This window comes from Actinoplanes sandaracinus (assembly GCF_030009775.1).
In the GTDB taxonomy this organism is placed as follows: Bacteria; Actinomycetota; Actinomycetes; order Mycobacteriales; family Micromonosporaceae; genus Actinoplanes; species Actinoplanes sandaracinus.
Map to the genome: position 1 here is coordinate 155486 of NZ_JASCTH010000012.1, position 15438 is coordinate 170923.

At 70.4% G+C, this 15438-nt stretch carries 17 protein-coding genes; 8 read left to right on the forward strand and 9 right to left on the reverse strand.

Translation table 11 applies throughout. The annotated features are described in order from the left end of the window. Positions 1-381 precede the first annotated feature (381 nt). From QLQ12_RS19690 to QLQ12_RS19700, 3 genes are all read right to left on the reverse strand, one after another. Positions 382-1941, reverse strand: a complete 1560-nt coding sequence (locus QLQ12_RS19690; protein ID WP_282761669.1) for a methyl-accepting chemotaxis protein — start codon at positions 1939-1941, stop codon at positions 382-384. Positions 1942-2029: 88 nt separating this feature from the next. Continuing rightward, entirely contained in the window at positions 2030-2380 is a 351-nt protein-coding gene (locus QLQ12_RS19695) for a UBP-type zinc finger domain-containing protein (protein ID WP_282761670.1), read from the reverse strand. A gap of 12 nt (positions 2381-2392) precedes the next feature. Beyond that, positions 2393-2761: a winged helix-turn-helix transcriptional regulator gene (locus QLQ12_RS19700; protein WP_282761671.1), complete on the reverse strand. Its 369-nt coding sequence runs from the start codon at positions 2759-2761 to the stop codon at positions 2393-2395. Between the two features lie 95 nt (positions 2762-2856). On the opposite strand from QLQ12_RS19700, the gene QLQ12_RS19705 reads away from it, so the two are divergent. Further along, positions 2857-3711, forward strand: coding sequence for an SDR family oxidoreductase (locus tag QLQ12_RS19705; RefSeq protein ID WP_282761672.1), 855 nt, complete (start codon positions 2857-2859; stop codon positions 3709-3711). 98 nt (positions 3712-3809) lie between these two features. Continuing rightward, entirely contained in the window at positions 3810-4184 is a 375-nt protein-coding gene (locus QLQ12_RS19710) for a DUF427 domain-containing protein (RefSeq protein WP_282761673.1), read from the forward strand. Here QLQ12_RS19710 and QLQ12_RS19715 read toward each other — a convergent pair. Then, entirely contained in the window at positions 4133-5152 is a 1020-nt protein-coding gene (locus QLQ12_RS19715; RefSeq protein ID WP_282761674.1) for a TIGR03617 family F420-dependent LLM class oxidoreductase, read from the reverse strand. The genes QLQ12_RS19710 and QLQ12_RS19715 overlap by 52 nt on opposite strands. Positions 5153-5212: 60 nt before the next feature. Here QLQ12_RS19715 and QLQ12_RS19720 point away from each other — a divergent pair, with 60 nt between their 5' ends. Then, positions 5213-6028, forward strand: coding sequence for a MerR family transcriptional regulator (locus QLQ12_RS19720; protein WP_282761675.1), 816 nt, complete (start codon positions 5213-5215; stop codon positions 6026-6028). On the opposite strand, the gene QLQ12_RS19725 is transcribed toward QLQ12_RS19720, so the two are convergent. Next, entirely contained in the window at positions 6015-6848 is an 834-nt protein-coding gene (locus QLQ12_RS19725; protein WP_282761676.1) for a P1 family peptidase, read from the reverse strand. The genes QLQ12_RS19720 and QLQ12_RS19725 overlap by 14 nt on opposite strands. 95 nt (positions 6849-6943) lie before the next feature. On the opposite strand from QLQ12_RS19725, the gene QLQ12_RS19730 reads away from it, so the two are divergent. Next, a complete protein-coding gene (locus QLQ12_RS19730) occupies positions 6944-8992 on the forward strand; it encodes a catalase (RefSeq protein WP_282761677.1) in 2049 nt (682 codons plus the stop codon). A 149-nt stretch (positions 8993-9141) separates the two neighbouring features. Here the strand turns inward: QLQ12_RS19730 and QLQ12_RS19735 are convergent, their stop codons facing one another. The 3 genes from QLQ12_RS19735 to QLQ12_RS19745 form a co-directional block, all read right to left on the reverse strand. Continuing rightward, entirely contained in the window at positions 9142-9507 is a 366-nt protein-coding gene (locus tag QLQ12_RS19735) for a hypothetical protein (RefSeq protein ID WP_282761678.1), read from the reverse strand. Positions 9508-9939: 432 nt separating this feature from the next. After that, the gene (locus tag QLQ12_RS19740; protein WP_282761679.1) at positions 9940-10143 is read right to left on the reverse strand and encodes a hypothetical protein; all 204 of its coding nucleotides are present in this window, start codon (positions 10141-10143) and stop codon (positions 9940-9942) included. 737 nt (positions 10144-10880) lie between these two features. Beyond that, positions 10881-11366 carry an Hsp20/alpha crystallin family protein gene (locus tag QLQ12_RS19745; RefSeq protein WP_282761680.1) on the reverse strand — a complete coding sequence of 162 codons (486 nt, stop codon included), beginning with the start codon at positions 11364-11366 and terminating at the stop codon, positions 10881-10883. Between the two features lie 388 nt (positions 11367-11754). Between QLQ12_RS19745 and QLQ12_RS19750 the strand changes: the two genes are divergently transcribed. The 3 genes from QLQ12_RS19750 to QLQ12_RS19760 all read left to right on the forward strand — a co-directional run bounded on the left by QLQ12_RS19750 (position 11755) and on the right by QLQ12_RS19760 (position 13134). Next, a complete protein-coding gene (locus tag QLQ12_RS19750; protein ID WP_282761681.1) occupies positions 11755-11943 on the forward strand; it encodes a hypothetical protein in 189 nt (62 codons plus the stop codon). A 121-nt stretch (positions 11944-12064) separates the two neighbouring features. Continuing rightward, positions 12065-12820 carry a nucleotidyltransferase domain-containing protein gene (locus QLQ12_RS19755; RefSeq protein WP_282761682.1) on the forward strand — a complete coding sequence of 252 codons (756 nt, stop codon included), beginning with the start codon at positions 12065-12067 and terminating at the stop codon, positions 12818-12820. A gap of 11 nt (positions 12821-12831) precedes the next feature. Continuing rightward, on the forward strand, positions 12832-13134 hold the full coding sequence (locus QLQ12_RS19760) for a hypothetical protein (RefSeq protein WP_282761683.1): 303 nt from the start codon (positions 12832-12834) through the stop codon (positions 13132-13134). Positions 13135-13226: 92 nt separating this feature from the next. Here the strand turns inward: QLQ12_RS19760 and sph are convergent, their stop codons facing one another. Further along, positions 13227-14198, reverse strand: coding sequence for a sphingomyelin phosphodiesterase (gene sph / locus QLQ12_RS19765; RefSeq protein ID WP_282761684.1), 972 nt, complete (start codon positions 14196-14198; stop codon positions 13227-13229). Positions 14199-14484: 286 nt separating this feature from the next. Between sph and QLQ12_RS19770 the strand changes: the two genes are divergently transcribed. After that, entirely contained in the window at positions 14485-15366 is an 882-nt protein-coding gene (locus tag QLQ12_RS19770) for an LLM class F420-dependent oxidoreductase (protein ID WP_282761685.1), read from the forward strand. The last annotated feature ends 72 nt before the right edge of the window (positions 15367-15438 follow it).

Here is a 15438-nt window from a genome sequence, read left to right on the forward strand (position 1 = left end):
GCAGACCGTCGCACCTTCCGGAAAACCTCACGCGGCCGATCGGCCGCGCTTGTCGCGGTACGTGCCGGCGTCGGCCTCGGCGGTCAGCGCGTCCGGACCGGCCGGATGGCCACCCCGGCACTGACCCCGACCGTAACGTGACGGCCGTCGCCGAGATCGATCGGCTGCCGGATCACGTCCCGGATCCGGGACCAGCGACGCGAAGCCCAGCGAGGTGGCGGCACGGCGCCGTTCGAGCGGCGCGTCGTCGTCGACGGGCCCTGGTGAGCGGCGGGTCAGCCGGGGCAGGGGTGTTCCATCGGCGGTCCCTTCGGGCCTCGAGTCGACGACGGGAGACGGGGCCGGCCGCCTTGCGGCGACCGGCCCCGTCCGGTGAACCACTCAGAACTTGAACGCGCCGACCAGGTTGCGCAGCTCGTCGGCGGTCCGGGAGACCGCCTGGCTGGCCTCGCGGGTCTGCGTGACGCCGCCGACCGTGGCAGCGCTGGCGGTGGACACGTCGTTGATGTTGGCGGCGATCCGGCTGGAACCGGCGGCCACCTCGGCGATGCTGCGGCTCATCTCGCCGGTGGTGGCGGTCTGTTCCTCGACCGCCGAGGCGATGGTGGTCTGGAAGTCGTTGATCTGGGCGATGACCTCGGAGATCCGGTTGATGACCTCGACCGCGCCGCCGGTGTCCTGCTGGATGGCGTTGACCCGGCTGCCGATGTCCTCGGTGGCACGGGCGGTCTCCTGCGCGAGGTCCTTGACCTCGCTGGCGACGACGGCGAAGCCCTTGCCGGCGTCGCCGGCGCGAGCCGCCTCGATGGTGGCGTTGAGGGCGAGCAGGTTGGTCTGCTCGGCGATGGACGTGATCAGCTTGATGACGTTGCCGATCTCGGCGGACGACTCGCCGAGCTGGCGGATCGTGTCGGTGGCGCGGGCGGCCTCGGCGACGGCGATCGAGGCGATGTGGGCGGCCTCGCTGGTGTTGCGGGAGATCTCCCGGATCGACAGGCCCATCTCCTCCGAGCCGGCGGCGACGGTCTGCACGTTGCGGGAGATCTCGTCGGCCTCGGCGGACGCCGAGCTGCTCTGCCGGTCGGTGTTGTCGACGGCTTCGGCGATCTGCCCGGAGACGCCGGCGAGCTGGTTGGAGGCGCTGGCGAGCTTGTCGGCGTCCTCGGCGATGGTGCGCATCGAGCCGCGCAGCTTGTCCAGCGAGCGGTCCAGGCCGGCGGCCATCACGCCGAGCTCGTCCTGGCTGGTGATGCCGCTGCGCACGGTGAGGTCGCCGGAGTCGAGGGCGTCGATCACCGCGCCGAGCTTGCGGATCGGGCCGAGGATCGAGCGGACCAGCGGGACCGCCATGCCGATGAGCAGGGCCAGGCCGATACCGGCGACCACGATGGCGACCGTACGCGTCGAGCTGACCGTGTCGGCCATCTCGGCCGTCTGCTCGGCGACGGCGGCCGCCACCTTCTCGTTGAGGGCGTCGAGCGCGTCGTCGGTCTTGTTGTTGCGCTCGGCGATCTCGTCGGTCCGGCCGATCACCGACTTCGGGTCGGCGACACCGGCGGTGACGAACTCGGTGATGAAGACGTTGAAGTCCTCGAAGTCCGGGCGGTAACTCTGGAACTCCTGGAGCAGCGCGGGCGGCAGACCGCTGGCGACGATCGCGTCAGCCGCGTCGACCGCCGACTGCACGTCGTCGACCACGTCCTCGCTGACGTCGTGGCCGAGCGCCGACCGGTACGCGTCCACCTTCAGCTCGCTCTGCCTGTTGTTCAGGTGATTGATCGCGGCGAGGCAGGCTTCGAGCTTGCGCATCTCCTCAGCCTGTGTGGCGAGACTCGACTGGCCGGTCAGGGTGATGATGGCCATGCCACCGAGCGCCACGGCGCCGGTCGCGACGATGACACCCAGCCGTTTGGCCGTGCCGATGTTCTGCAATGCGCGCATCTGCCCTCCATAGCATCCCGACGATCCACACATCGGACGTGGCGGGCGTCACCTGAGAACAGTGCGGCGAGAGCTGTGGTCGGACGTTTCAGCGGTTCAGACGGCGGGTCCAGTCGGACGGGACGGCTCCGGCCGGTCCGGGCGCGGGCTGGTCGGCCGGGTGGCTGGCGGGCGGGGCGAGCGCGGGCCCGGTGCCGGCCTGCTCGGTGCGGTAATCCCAGAACCAGTCCTCGCCCGGCTCGTAGGACTGGACGACCGGGTGACCGGTCTGCTTCCAGTGCGCGGTGGCGTGCTGCGACGGGGAGCTGTCACAACAGCCGACGTGGCCGCACTGGGCGCACCGCCGCAGGTGGAACCACCAGCCACCGCTGCCGAGGCAGTCGGAGCAGCCGGGCCCGGTCGGCGGGACGTCGGTCTGGATCGGGGCGTCGCTGGTCACGCCGAGAACCTATCAATGGGCCCGGTCGTACGCCGCCTGCGCCTCGCGAACCGTGCCGATCTCACCCTCGACCAGCTCGATCAGCTCGACGAACTTGGCGGCGACCCGTGCGCCGAGGTCGGTGAGGCTGTACTCCACCCGCGGCGGGATGGTGGCCTGCACCTCGCGGCGGACCAGTCCGTCGCGTTCGAGCGCCTGCAACGTCTGGGCCAGCATCTTCTCGCTCACCCCGTCGACCCGGCGGCGCAGCGCGTTGAACCGGAACGCCCCGTCGTGCAGCGCGGCCAGAGCCAGACCGCCCCAGCGGCCGGTGACGTCGGTCAGGACGCCACGGGAGGCGCAGTCGCGCGCGAACACACTGGCGGCCAGCTCGTCATCCACGCCGGTCACGATACCAGCACTATCTCGGGGTTTGCGCTTTCTAAAAGTTAGTGCAATCCTTTGGTCACCGCTTACCGATAGCAACTGGAGCTGACATGACCATCGCCGTCACCGGAGCCACCGGACACCTGGGCCGTCTCGTCGTCGAGGCGCTGATCGCTCGCGGCACCGCTCCCGGTGAGATCGTCGCGGGGGTCCGCGACACCGCCAAGGCCGCCGGTCTGCTGCCCCAGGGAATCCAGGTGCGCGTGGCCGACTACGACCGCCCGGAGACTCTGGCCGCCGCCTTCGCCGGAGTCGACCGTCTGCTGCTGGTCTCCGGCAACGCGGTCGGGCAGCGGATCGCGCAGCACACCGCGGTGGTCGAGGCCGCGAAGCAGGCGGGCGTCGGGTTCCTGGCCTACACCAGCATCCTGCGGGCCGACACCTCGCCGATCGGGCTGGCGCCCGAGCACCTGGCCACCGAGGAGATCATCAGGAGCAGCGGGATTCCCTACGCGTTCCTGCGCAACGGCTGGTACATCGAGAACTACGCGGGCGCGCTCGGCGCCGCGGTGAGCCAGGGCGCTCTGTACGGCAGCGCCGGGGCGGGCCGGATCGCCGCCGCGACCCGCGCCGACTTCGCCGAGGCGGCCGCCGCCGTGCTGGCCGGCGGCGAGCCCGGGGTCTACGAACTGGCCGGTGACGAGCCGTTCACTCTGGCCGAACTGGCCGCCGAGGTGGCCCGGCAGTCCGGCAGCCCGGTCGTCTACACCGACCTGCCGGAAGCGGACTACCGGGCCGCGCTGGCCGGCGCCGGCGTGCCCGCGGACTTCGCGGCGCTGCTCGCCGACACCGACGTCAAGATCCGTGACGGGCACCTGGACGACGCATCCGGCACCCTGGCCCGCCTGATCGGCCGCCCGACCACCCCGCTGTCCGACGCCGTCGCGGCGGTCCTCAAGAGCTGAGACCTCCGCCCGCCGCGGCGGCTCTCCGGGAGCCGCCGCGCCCGGTTCCGGCGTCTGTCACGGTCTCGACGGCGCCCGACGACGTTAGGCTTTCTCACATGGCCAAACCACGGTTGCAACCCGGCCCCGATCATCCGATCACGATCACACCGACCGGCGGAAGGGTCATCGTCACCGCCGGCGGGCGGGTGGTCGCCGACACGGCGAACGCCCTGACCCTGCAGGAGGCGAGCTACCCACCGGTGCAGTACGTGCCGCTCGCCGACGTCGACCCGGCGCTGATCTCGCCCACCGCCACCCAGACCTACTGTCCCTACAAGGGCGAGGCGAGTTACTGGTCCCTCCCGGACGCGCCGGACGCCGTGTGGGGATATCTGGACCCCTACGACGCGGTCGCCCCGATCAAGGATCACGTCGCCTTCTACCCCGACAAGGCGGAGGTCCGGATCGCCGACCGCACGGCGGCGAGCTGATACCGGTCCGCCTCGTACGGCGTGTAGAACGAGATCCGATCGATCGTGGAACCGAATCTCTCCCGCAGGCCGGCGGCCACCGAAGCGGGGTCGCCGGCCACCGCGAAGGCGTCCAGCATGTCGTCGGTGACGGCGTCGGCCATCTCGTCCCACGATTGCCGGCGCGACAACGCGGTGAGGCGGTCGGCCAGCTCACCCCAGCCGTGCAGGTCGAGCACCGGCCGGTAAGCGGGCGTCGAGGCGTAGAACGCGATCTGCCCGCGGACCGCCCGCTCGGCCTTGCGCCGGTCCGCCGGCTCGGCGCCGAGGACGACCATCGGACTCATCTGGAGATGGAATCCGTCCAGGGTCCCGCCGCGGGCCTCCCGTACCGCGGGGATTATCCGCTCGCCGAGATAGGCCAGGCTGGTCAGCGGGTGCACGAGCAGCCCGTCGGCGACGCGCCCGGCGGTCGCCACCATCCGCTCCCCCACCGCGGCCAGCTGAATCGTCGGATTGCCGAACGGGTTGGGCCCCGGGTCGAAGAACTCGGTCATCAGCGTGTGCCTGTAGAAAGCGCCGCGGAACATCAGCCGCTCCCCCGTCGCCCACGAGTGCCAGATCGCCCGCACCGCGCCGACGAACTCCTCCATCCGCGCGGCCGGGCTGCTCCACGGCATCGCGAACCGCCGCTCGATGTGCGGCTTGACCTGCGAGCCGAGGCCCAGCCGGAACCGGCCCTCACTGATCAACTGAAGGTCGTTGGCGAGCACCGCCACGTTCATCGGGTTACGGGCGAACGCCACCGCGATCGCCGACTGCAGCGAGATCTGGCCGGTGGCCCGGGCCACCAGAGTGAGCGTCGTGAAGACGTCGTGCCTGGTCTCGGCCGCGTTGAAACCGTCATAACCGACCTGCTCCGCCGACACCGCCGCGGTCTCCGCCTCGGCCGGTGTGGCCGCGACCGGCGCGGCAAAATCAACCAACATCCCCCAGGCTTACCAGATCTTGACTCTCACACCGTGTCAGGCAGTGAACTCGGAGCCATCATGTTCAGCATCGGAGACTTCGCCCGCCACGGTCGCGTGTCGGTCCGGATGTTGCGTCACTACGACGCCATCGGGCTGCTGCGGCCGGCCCACGTCGACCCGGCCACCGGCTACCGGCACTACACCGCCGTCCAGCTGGCCCGGCTCAACCGGATCATCGCTCTGAAGGACCTCGGATTCACGCTCCAGCAGGTGCACGACATCGTCGGCGGCGCGCTGGGCACCGAGGAACTGCGGGGGATGCTGCGGTTGCGCCGGGCCGAGCTGGCGGCGGCCGTGACCGCGTCGACCGCCCGGCTGGCGCAGGTCGAGGCGCGGCTCCGAGCGATCGAGAGCGAGGGGCACATGCCCAGCAACGACGTAGTCCTCAAGCGCATCCCGCCGGTCCGGGTCGCCGAGCTGACCGCGGTCGCGGCGAGCTACCAGCCGCAGGACATCGGCCCGGTCATCAACCCGCTCTACGACGAGCTGTTCCAGCGGCTCGGGGCGGCCGGGGTGAAGCCCACCGGGCCGGGCGTCGCCTACTACGAGGACGCGGCGGACGGCGGGATCACCGTCCATGCCGCGATCGCGGTCTCCGCCGGTCCGGGTTCGGGCGATGTCGTGGTACGGGACCTGCCCGCGATCGAGGAGGCCGCGACGATCGTGCACCACGGGTCGATGGACGCCATCCTGCCGACCGAGCAGGCCCTGACTCGGTGGATCGACGCGAACGGGTACCGCGCGGCCGGTTACGCGCGGGAGGTCACCCTGGAGTGCCCGGAGAACCGGGACGACTGGGTCACCGAGCTGCAGGTGGCGGTCACGAAGGCCTGACCGCGCCGTGGATCGCCGCGGCCATCACCTCGGTGGTGGCCGCGCGCAGCAGGTCGAGGTCGGCGTCGGCGTCGCCGGTGGACAGAGCCACCACGGCGTCGCCGTCGTAACGGGAGTGGGCCGGGTGCAGGGCGCGGGCGAATCCGGTGTGGCCGCTCTGGGCGAGCAGGTGGCAGTCGAGTTTGCTGAGCCGGGCGTCGGTGAGGACCACCGCGATCGTGGTGTTCTGCATCGGGAACGGCGTGCTCACCGGCTCCGCCGGGGTGGTGTCGCCGCCGAGCACGTCGCCCCAGGCGTTGACCACGACCACCACCTCGATGGTGGCGTCGCCCACCCGGCCGGTGGCGTGACCCAGCCCGCCGGGTGACGCGCCACCACGCCATTTTCCCGTGGTGGCCCCGGTGCCCGCCCCGACCGTACCGGTGCTGAAGGGTTGCCCGCTCAAGGCCGCGAGAGCCGCCTCGCGGCCTTGAGCGGGACCCGGCGGCGTGGTCGCGACCGAGCCGTCGAAGACCGACATGCCGACGACGATCGGGACCGGCCCGAACTCGGTGGGGAAGCCCTGGCCGCGCTCGCGCAGCAGCCGCATCACCCCGTCGCCGGCCGCGAGGCCGAAGGCGGAACCACCGGAGAGCACCACCGCGTCCACCCGCTCGACCAACCGGCCCGGCTCGAGCAGGGCGAACTCGCGGGTGGCCGGGGCGCCGCCGCGCACCTCACCGGAGGCCACCGTGCCGGGCGGCGGCAGGATCACGGTGACTCCGGTGCCGTCGCCGGTCCAGTGGCCGGCGTGGGCGGTGAGCAGTTGCGGCAGGGCCATGCCGGAACCGTATCGGCTGCCCACGTTCTGACGACGAATGTCGGGGTATGCAGACGAATCGTTCACCGAACGACGCACAGAAACGGAAACCCGACATGGAGCCGACCGTTCCCAGCCCTACCACGAAGGAACCCGCGGAGAACAGCCCGGTCAAGGAGTCCCTCGCACCGGGACGGGGACTGCAGACCGGCGACTATCTGACGACCGGACAGGGGGCCCGGCTTCCGGACACCGACCACTCCCTCAAGGTCGGGCCGCGCGGGCCGGTGCTGCTGGAAGACTTCCACCTGCGCGAGAAGATCACCCACTTCGACCACGAGCGGATCCCGGAACGGGTCGTCCACGCCCGAGGGTCCGGCGCCTACGGCACCTTCACGGCGTACGGGAACGCGGCGTCGGTGACCAAGGCCGGTTTCCTGGCGGAGAAGGGCCGCGAGACCGAGGTGTTCACCCGGTTCTCCACGGTGCTCGGCTCGCGTGGCTCCGCCGACACGGTGCGCGACACCCGTGGCTTCGCCGTGAAGTTCTACACCGCCGAGGGCAACTTCGACCTGGTCGGCAACAACATGCCGGTCTTCTTCATCCAGGACGCCATCAAGTTCCCGGACGTCATCCATGCCGCGAAGTGGCACCCGGACCGAGAGATCCCGCAGGCACAGACCGCGCACGACACGTTCTGGGACTTCGTGTCGCTGCACACCGAGGCCACGCACCACGTGTTCTGGGCCATGTCCGACCGGGCCGTCCCGCGCTCGTACCGGACCATGGAAGGCTTCGGGGTGCACACGTTCCGCCTGGTCAACGCGGACGGCGAGACGTCGCTGGTGAAGTTCCACTGGAAGCCGGTGGCCGGGGTGCACTCCCTGGCGTGGGAGGAGGCCCAGCTCACCGCCGGCGTCGACCCCGACTTCCACCGGCGCGACCTGACCGACTCGATCGACGCCGGCCTGTTCTACGAGTACGAGCTCGGCATCCAGGTGATGCCGGACACCGCCGACGAGACGTTCCAGGGCATCGACCTGCTCGACCCGACGAAGATCGTGCCCGAGGAACTGGCGCCGGTGCAGCCGATCGGCAAGCTGGTGCTCAACCGGAACACGGACAACTTCCACGCCGAGACCGAGCAGATCGCGTTCCACCTCGGCAACCTGGTGCCCGGCATCGAGGTCACCAACGACCCGCTGCTGCAGGGCCGGCTGTTCTCCTACCTGGACACCCAGCTCAGCCGCCTCGGCGGGCCCAACTTCAACCAGCTGCCGATCAACCGGCCGCACGCGCCGGTCAACGACAACCTGCGCGACGGCATGCACCAGAGCGTCGTGCACCGGGGCATCGCGCCCTACCTGCCGAACAGCCTCAGCGGTCCGGAAGGGGTGGTGCCGGCCGGGCCGGAGAACGGCGGATACGTGCACCTGCCGAAGCCGGTCGCCGGTGACAAGGTGCGGGCCAACCCGGTCTCGTTCGCCGACCACTACACGCAGGCGGCGCTCTTCTACGCCAGCCTCACCCCGATCGAGCAGGACCACATGGTCGAGGCGTTCACCTTCGAGCTGAGCAAATGCTACGAGCAGGCGATCCGCGTACGCATGCTGTCGGTCCTGTCGAACGTGAACGCCGAACTGACCGCGAAGGTCGCGGCCGGCCTGGGTCTTCCGGCGCCCGAAGGCAAGCCGCCGGTCGAGGTGACGCCGTCGCCCGCGCTGGCGCAGATCACCGACCGGGTGTGGCCGATCGCCGGCCGCGTCGTCGGCGTCATCGGCGCCCCGGACAAGGAGACCGCCGCGCTGCAGAAGGCCCTCAAGGCGCAGGGCGTCGTGGTGCGGGTGATCGCGCCGGTCGGCGGCCCCGGCGTGGAACGCACCTTCCAGACCGCGCGGTCCGTGGAGTTCGACGCGATCATCGTCGCGTCCGCCACCACCGACCTGCAGATGATGGTGCTGCTGCAGGAGGCGTTCCGGCACGCCAAACCAATCGGGGTCTGGGGCAAGGGCGAGCAGACCCTGATCAACGCGGGCCTCGACGTGAAGGCGCCGGGCATCCTGCTCGACGCCGACGCAGAGAAGATCGCTGCCGCGCTGGGCAGGCACCGGGTGTGGGAGCGGGTGCCGCTGCTGAAGTCGGCCGCCTCTTCCCCGGGCTCCTGATCCGGCCCGCCGTCTCAACCCCGGGCTCCTGACCCGCGGCGGAGGACGCTTCACCGCCCAACGGCCCCGGCCCGAGCCGGGGCCGTTGCCGTGGTCGGGGCCGTCGCCGCTTCCGCCGGCGTCGTGGTCAGAGCGGTGGGCTGCCGGTATCAGGGCGAGTCGCCGTTGTCGCGGCCGTCGCCGTTGCCGTGGAAGAGGTTCTCGATCAGGCCGCGCACCGGAGCCTCGAGCGGCGCGCCGGCCGTGTCGAGCCCCGGCGCCGGAATGTCCTTCCACCCGGCGATCTGCTCGCGGTCACCGTTCTCGCGGGTCGCCCAGACCTCGGTGTCGGCAGGTCTCCAAATGATCACTTTGTCCGGGTGGTACGACAACTCGGCCCGCATCGCGTCCGGGCCGCGGAACGCCAGGACGATCGGCCCCACCGCCGGAAACTCGTAGTACATGCCCTCGGGTTCCACCCAGAGCTCGAAAGGCTGGCTGTCCGCGGGCGAAGACACGGCGAGCTGGAATTCCATCGCGGCATTATGACGCCCCTGAGGGCGTCAGATCACCCGGTGCCGGCGGAGTCCGGACAGGATGGACCCAGTCAATGTTGATTCAATATTGATTCCGTCGTGTGCACAGCTCGGATCAACCCAAATCAAGTCGTCAACATGTCCCGTCACGTCAACATGTCCGGGCCCATCACCATGTCCGGCCCGTCAACAGGACCCGCTCCATCAACATGTCTGGGCCGTCAATGCGGCATGCATCGTCAAACCCGGTTCGCGGTATCAGACGCAGTCTGCGTTTCTCGTCATGATTCGCGCTGTCCGCTGTCCGCTGTCCGCTGTCCGCCGTCCGCGGGTCGCGGGCTGCGGGCTGCGGGTGCGGGTCGCGGGTCGCGGGCTGCGGGTGCGGGTCGCGGGCTGCGGGTGCGGGTCGCGGGCTGCGGGCTTCCTGCCAGCTCAGTAGCGGATCGAGGCGAGCGCCAGGCCGGCGAGACTGCAGCAGGCGGTGAGCCAGGCGACCGCCAGCAGGCCGGACGTGAGCGAGCCGAGGAACCCGGCAGGAGAACTACTCAGGACTACCGTGGCGGCGCCGATGAAGACGAGCGCGGCGACGGTTGCCACCCGCAGGAACGAGCGGTTGGCGGGCGTGCGATCGAACAAGGTGATCTCCGGGAGGGCCAGCGGTTAGAAGGTCGCAACCCTCCCCCATCACCGACGGCGCGGGCAACCACCGCCAAGGCCGGAAACTCGGCCGTACGACCGGTCGAATCAGACGGGGTGTCCGAAGGATTCCGCCGGGCGGCGCAGCAACGGGTCACCGCGCCGCGGGTCGGCGGGAGTTCCCAGCCGACGCACCGCCGGCCCGTTCATGGCGCGAGCCAGCGCACCGTCAGCCCGCGCAAGGCGCGACGTCGGCCCACTCGAGGAGTGAAGGCCGACGCACCGTCAGCCCAGTTCAAGGCGCGAGCCAGCGCATCACCAGCCCCCGCAAGGCATGAACAACACGCGCAAGGCATGAGCAAGACCCGACGTCGGCTCGCTCAAGGAGTGAAGGCCGACGCACCACCGACCCGAATCAAAGCGCGAGCCAGCGCACCGCCAGCCCACCCAAGGCACGACCAAAGCCGACGTCGGCCCGCTCAAGGAGTAAAGGCCGACGCACCACCGACCCGAATCAAAGCGCGAGCCAGCGCACCGCCAGCCCACCCAAGGCACGACCAAAGCCGACGTCGGCCCGCTCAAGGAGTAAAGGCCGACGCACCGCCGACCCATTTGAAAGTGTGGTCCGGCGCGGCGCCGGACCGCTGAAGGGGGGCCGGCGCACCGCCGGCCCCTGGGTTGCCGAGCCGGCGAACCGCCGGCCCGGCTTCGGGAAGGAACCGCCTGGAAGCTGAGCGTCAGCTCGTGGTCTGGTGCGACGGCTTCGATTCGCCCTCGATGGTCTGCTGCTCCGTCGGCGCGAGGGCCGGGGCGCGGCCGGTGGCGATCTCGATGCGGCGCGGCTTGGCGGTCTCGGCCACCGGGATGGTCACGGTGAGCACGCCGTCGTTCCAGGTGGCGTCGATCTTGGCTAGGTCGAGGCCCTCGCCGAGGGTGAGACGCCGCTCGAAGGTGCCGGTCACGCGTTCGCGGCGCACCCACTGGACGTCGGCATCGGTGCGGGCGGACCGCTCGGCACGAATGGTGAGGACGCGGCCGTCCACGTCGACGTTGATGGAGCCCGGATCGATGCCCGCCAGATCGCAGTGGAGCACGAAGTGCTCACCGGACCGGTACAGGTCCATCGGCATCGCCACGGCGGCGGCGGCGGATACGCCGGGGGCGTTCAGCATCCTGTCGGCCAGGCGGTCGAACTCGCGGAAAGGATCGAAAGTCAGCACCACGATCAACCTCCTCTAGTAAGCAGCCGGACGGTCCGGCGGCTCGTGGCGCTCGGCTGACAATGCTCGCCGAGGTCGGTGTCAGATCTCTCTGACCAGCACCGACAAGTAATTTTTTAGCACTACCTCCGGGCGAGTGCCAACCCCTTTCCAAGATTTTCTGCTCCGGAGTCCGGGCGGGGGCCAGCGGCGGCGAGCCGCTCACCAACGCGACGGCGGCGGCCGCCCGACGCGCTCCGGTGGACCCGGCGGCGGGAATCAGCGTTGGGGATCAGTGGCACCCAGGGCCGGATGGCGGATCAGTGGCACCCAGGGCCGGATGGCGTGGGGACCGGCGCCACCGGCCGGCGCTCGTGGTGCGAGCGGGGCGCGACGAGGCCACACTGCACGGATGACCGCCATCCGCGTCAGGTTCGTCGGTGCCGACAAACACCGCGACTTCCACGTCACTCCCACCGCCGCCGACCACATCGTCGCTCGGCTCGGGGACCCGAACGCGGTCCTCACGTTCACCGACGAGTACGGCGAGACCCACGTGCCGGTCCGCAGCATCACCTACATCACCGTACGGACGGATTGATCGCGGACGCGGTTCCCGTTCTCGCTGTCGCCGCCGCCGGCCGTCGTATACCGCTCGACAGCGGCGGTCAGTTGCGGTGGGCTGTGGGCCACCGAATCGTGTAGCCCGAAGGACGTCCGCCATGCGCCAACCCGACAACGTGCTGCTCGCCGGGATCGTCGGATCCACCGCCTACGGCCTGGCCGGCCCCGGCTCCGACGTCGACCGGCTCGGTCTGTTCGCGACCCCCACCGTCACGCTGCACGGCCTCGACATGCCCACCGAGTCGGTGGTGTCGTCGAAGCCGGACGCCACCTTCCACGAGGCCCGCAAATACTGCGCCCTGGCGCTCGGCGGCAACCCGACCGTCTCCGAGCTCATGTGGCTGCCCGGCGAGCTGTACGAGGTGCGCCACCCTCTCGGCGACGAACTGATCGCCATCCGCGCCGCGTTCCTGTCCGCGAAACGCACCCGCGACGCCTACCTCGGCTACGCCACCCAGCAGTTTCGCCGGCTGGAGGCCCGGGGCGACGGCTCGTTCAGCGCGGACACCCGCAAACGCACCGCGAAGCACGCCCGCCACCTGCTCAGGCTGTGTTCCCAGGGCCTCGAGCTGTACACCACCGGCGATCTCGTGATCCGGCTCGAGAACCCCCAGCGCTACCGGGACTTCGGCGACCGTGTCGCGGCCGGCGACGTCGGCCACGCACGCGACACGATGGCCCGGTACGAGGCGGCCTTCGACGAGGGGCCGTCCGTCCTGCCGGAGGAGCCCGACCGGGCCGTGGTCGAGGACTGGCTGCTGCGCGTCCGCGCCGCGTACTTCGACGAGGCCGGCCCCATCGCCGCACGGCCACTTGGCGGCAAGCCCTCGCGCACACCGGGACGCACCTGCTAAAAGTGACGAGCATGACTCCCTACCAGCACGCCGCCCGTGCCGAGAAGCTCGTCGCCGACGCCGAAAGGCTCTTCGCAGGCATCGAAGCCGGAGACGTCGGCGAATCCGGCCCGCGCCGGGCCGAACTCGAACGGTTCACCAACATCGTCGCGCTCGCCCAGGTCCACGCCACCCTGGCGCTGACGCGGGCGCCGGCCACGGCCTCGTTCGAGCAGCCCTACGAGGGTCTCGGCGGCGGCCTGGGGCCTGACGCCGTCATCGACACCGAGGTCGTGCACTACGGCGACGGGGACCCTACCTACGACCGACGGTGACCGGAGGGACCGTCCTCCCGAGGGCCCGAATCGACGCGGTCTCATCCGGGCGGCAGCATGTCGGCGCTGGCCGACAAGGGCGCGGACTCCGTTCAGGCGCGACCGACGACCGGGTAGTGGTCGGCGTAGTCGTCATACGTGTACGTGGTGAACCAGCTGGTGACCGACCACCGCGGCGACGTCACCGGATGGGTCTCGCTGGTCCAGCCGGCGGGCCGGGCGTGCCCGTCGCGGTGCACCACATGGTCGAGCTGCTGCCGGGTGTCCGCGTCGTCGTTGTAGTCGGCGAGCCCGTTGAGCTGAGCATCCCACGAGTACGGGTGCCCGGCGTACCGCGGCTCGGCCACACCCAGGCTCGCGCGTGCGGCGGCCCACTCCGGGCCGTGCCGGTCGACATTGAGGTCACCGGCGATGATGACCTGTTCGTGTGCCGGGATGGCGCGGGCGTCGAGGAACGCGTCGAGCTCGGCGAACTGCCGGGCCCGGGTGGCCGCACCGCTCCCACCGGGACACGCGGTGTCGTCGGCCTGAGCGTGCGTGCCCACCACGTGCACCGTGGCGCCCGAGACGGTCAGCCGCACGTACACGAAGCCCTTGTTGGAGAAGCGGTCGGCGCCGCAGCCGTCGGCGAACACGTACTGGATCCGCTCGAGGATCGGCCAGCGGCTGGCGACGACGACGCCACCGTCCTCGGGTGTGACGTCGGCGTACGCTCCGGCGGTGGTGTCCCAGCCGGTCCGGGACCGGCCCAGAACCGGCGTCTGGTGGGGGTATCGGCCGGCGAGGCCGGCTTTGAGCCGGTCGGACGCGCCGTTGTCGAACATCTCCTGCAGGACCACGACGTCGTGGCCGGAGAGGATGGGAGCGGCCGCGATCAGGTCGGCCCGCTTCATCTGGCCCCAGTTCGGATACAGGCTCCGCGGCAGCAACATCACGTTGTACGACAGCACATCGACGGCGGGGACAGCGGACACGGCGGCCGCGGTTGCCGGCGCGGCGGCCGGTGTGGCGGCGACGAGAAGGAGGGCGGCGGTGAGTACGACACCGATGCGAATCGTCTTCATATCAAGAGCATCGATGATAGGTGGGCGGCCGTCACCGGTCGGGCGGCTAACATTTTTCGAACAGGGTTGAGCCGCGGCCCTCGATACGACGCGGAGCACCAGCCGGTAGCGAGCCGCCCCGGTACGCCGCCCCAGTCGCGCTTCGCTGCCGACGCTCGTGTCGGATGACCCCGCGTTTGCGGGGTCATCCCGTGCCGCCGAGTCTGCCGTGCGCCGTCGCGCACGATCGGCGTCCGCAGATGCCCGGAGCCGTGCACCCAACCCATTCGATCGGTAGGTTATGGCCATGAGCATTGGCTTCGGGGTTTTCGTGCCGCAGGGCTGGCGGATGGACCTGGTCGAGATCGCCGACCCGGTCGAGCAGTACGAGGCGATGACGGCGGTGGCGAAGGTGGCCGACGCCGGCCCATGGGACTCGATCTGGGTCTACGACCACTTCCACACCGTGCCCGAGCCGACCGTCAACACCACCTTCGAGGCCTGGACGGTCACGTCCACGCTGGCCCGTGACACCAGTCGGGTCAACATCGGCCAGATGGTCGGCTGCAACGGCTACCGGCACCCGGCCCTCTACGCCAAGATCGCGTCGACTGTGGACGTGGCGAGCCACGGCCGTCTCTACGCGGGTCTCGGCGCCGGGTGGTACGAACACGAGTGGAAGGCCTACGGGTACGAGTGGGCCGAGGTCCCGGAGCGGATGGCCGCCTTCCGTGAGGCGGTCGAGGTGGTGCACAAGATGTGGACCGAGGAGCGGCCGGTCTTCGAGGGCAAGCACTACCGGATCGACCGGCCGATCAACGAGCCGAAGGGCGTCCGCAAGCCGCACCCGTCGTTCTGGCTGGGCGGCGGCGGCGAGAAGGTGACCCTCAAGCTGGTCGCGAAGTACGCCGACGGCTGCAACTTCGGCAACGGCGACCCGGAGATCATCAAGCAGAAGGCGGCCGTCCTGCGCGCGCACTGCGACAGGCTCGACCGCGACTACGACCGCATCCGGAAGTCCACCAGCTTCCAGCTCGACCCGGCACGGTCGAAGGCCGAGAACATCGCCAGGCTGGAGCGCATCGTCGAGGCCGGCGCCGACTACGTGATCGTCTACGTTCCGCGGGTCGCCTATGACCACGAACCCCTGCTCCGCTTCGCGGAGGAGATCATCCCGCAGTTCTCCTGACGGTTCCGTGGGCGGGCGCCCGCCCCGCCGGCGGGGCCGGAGGGGGGCGGCCCGGAAATACCGTGCGCGGGC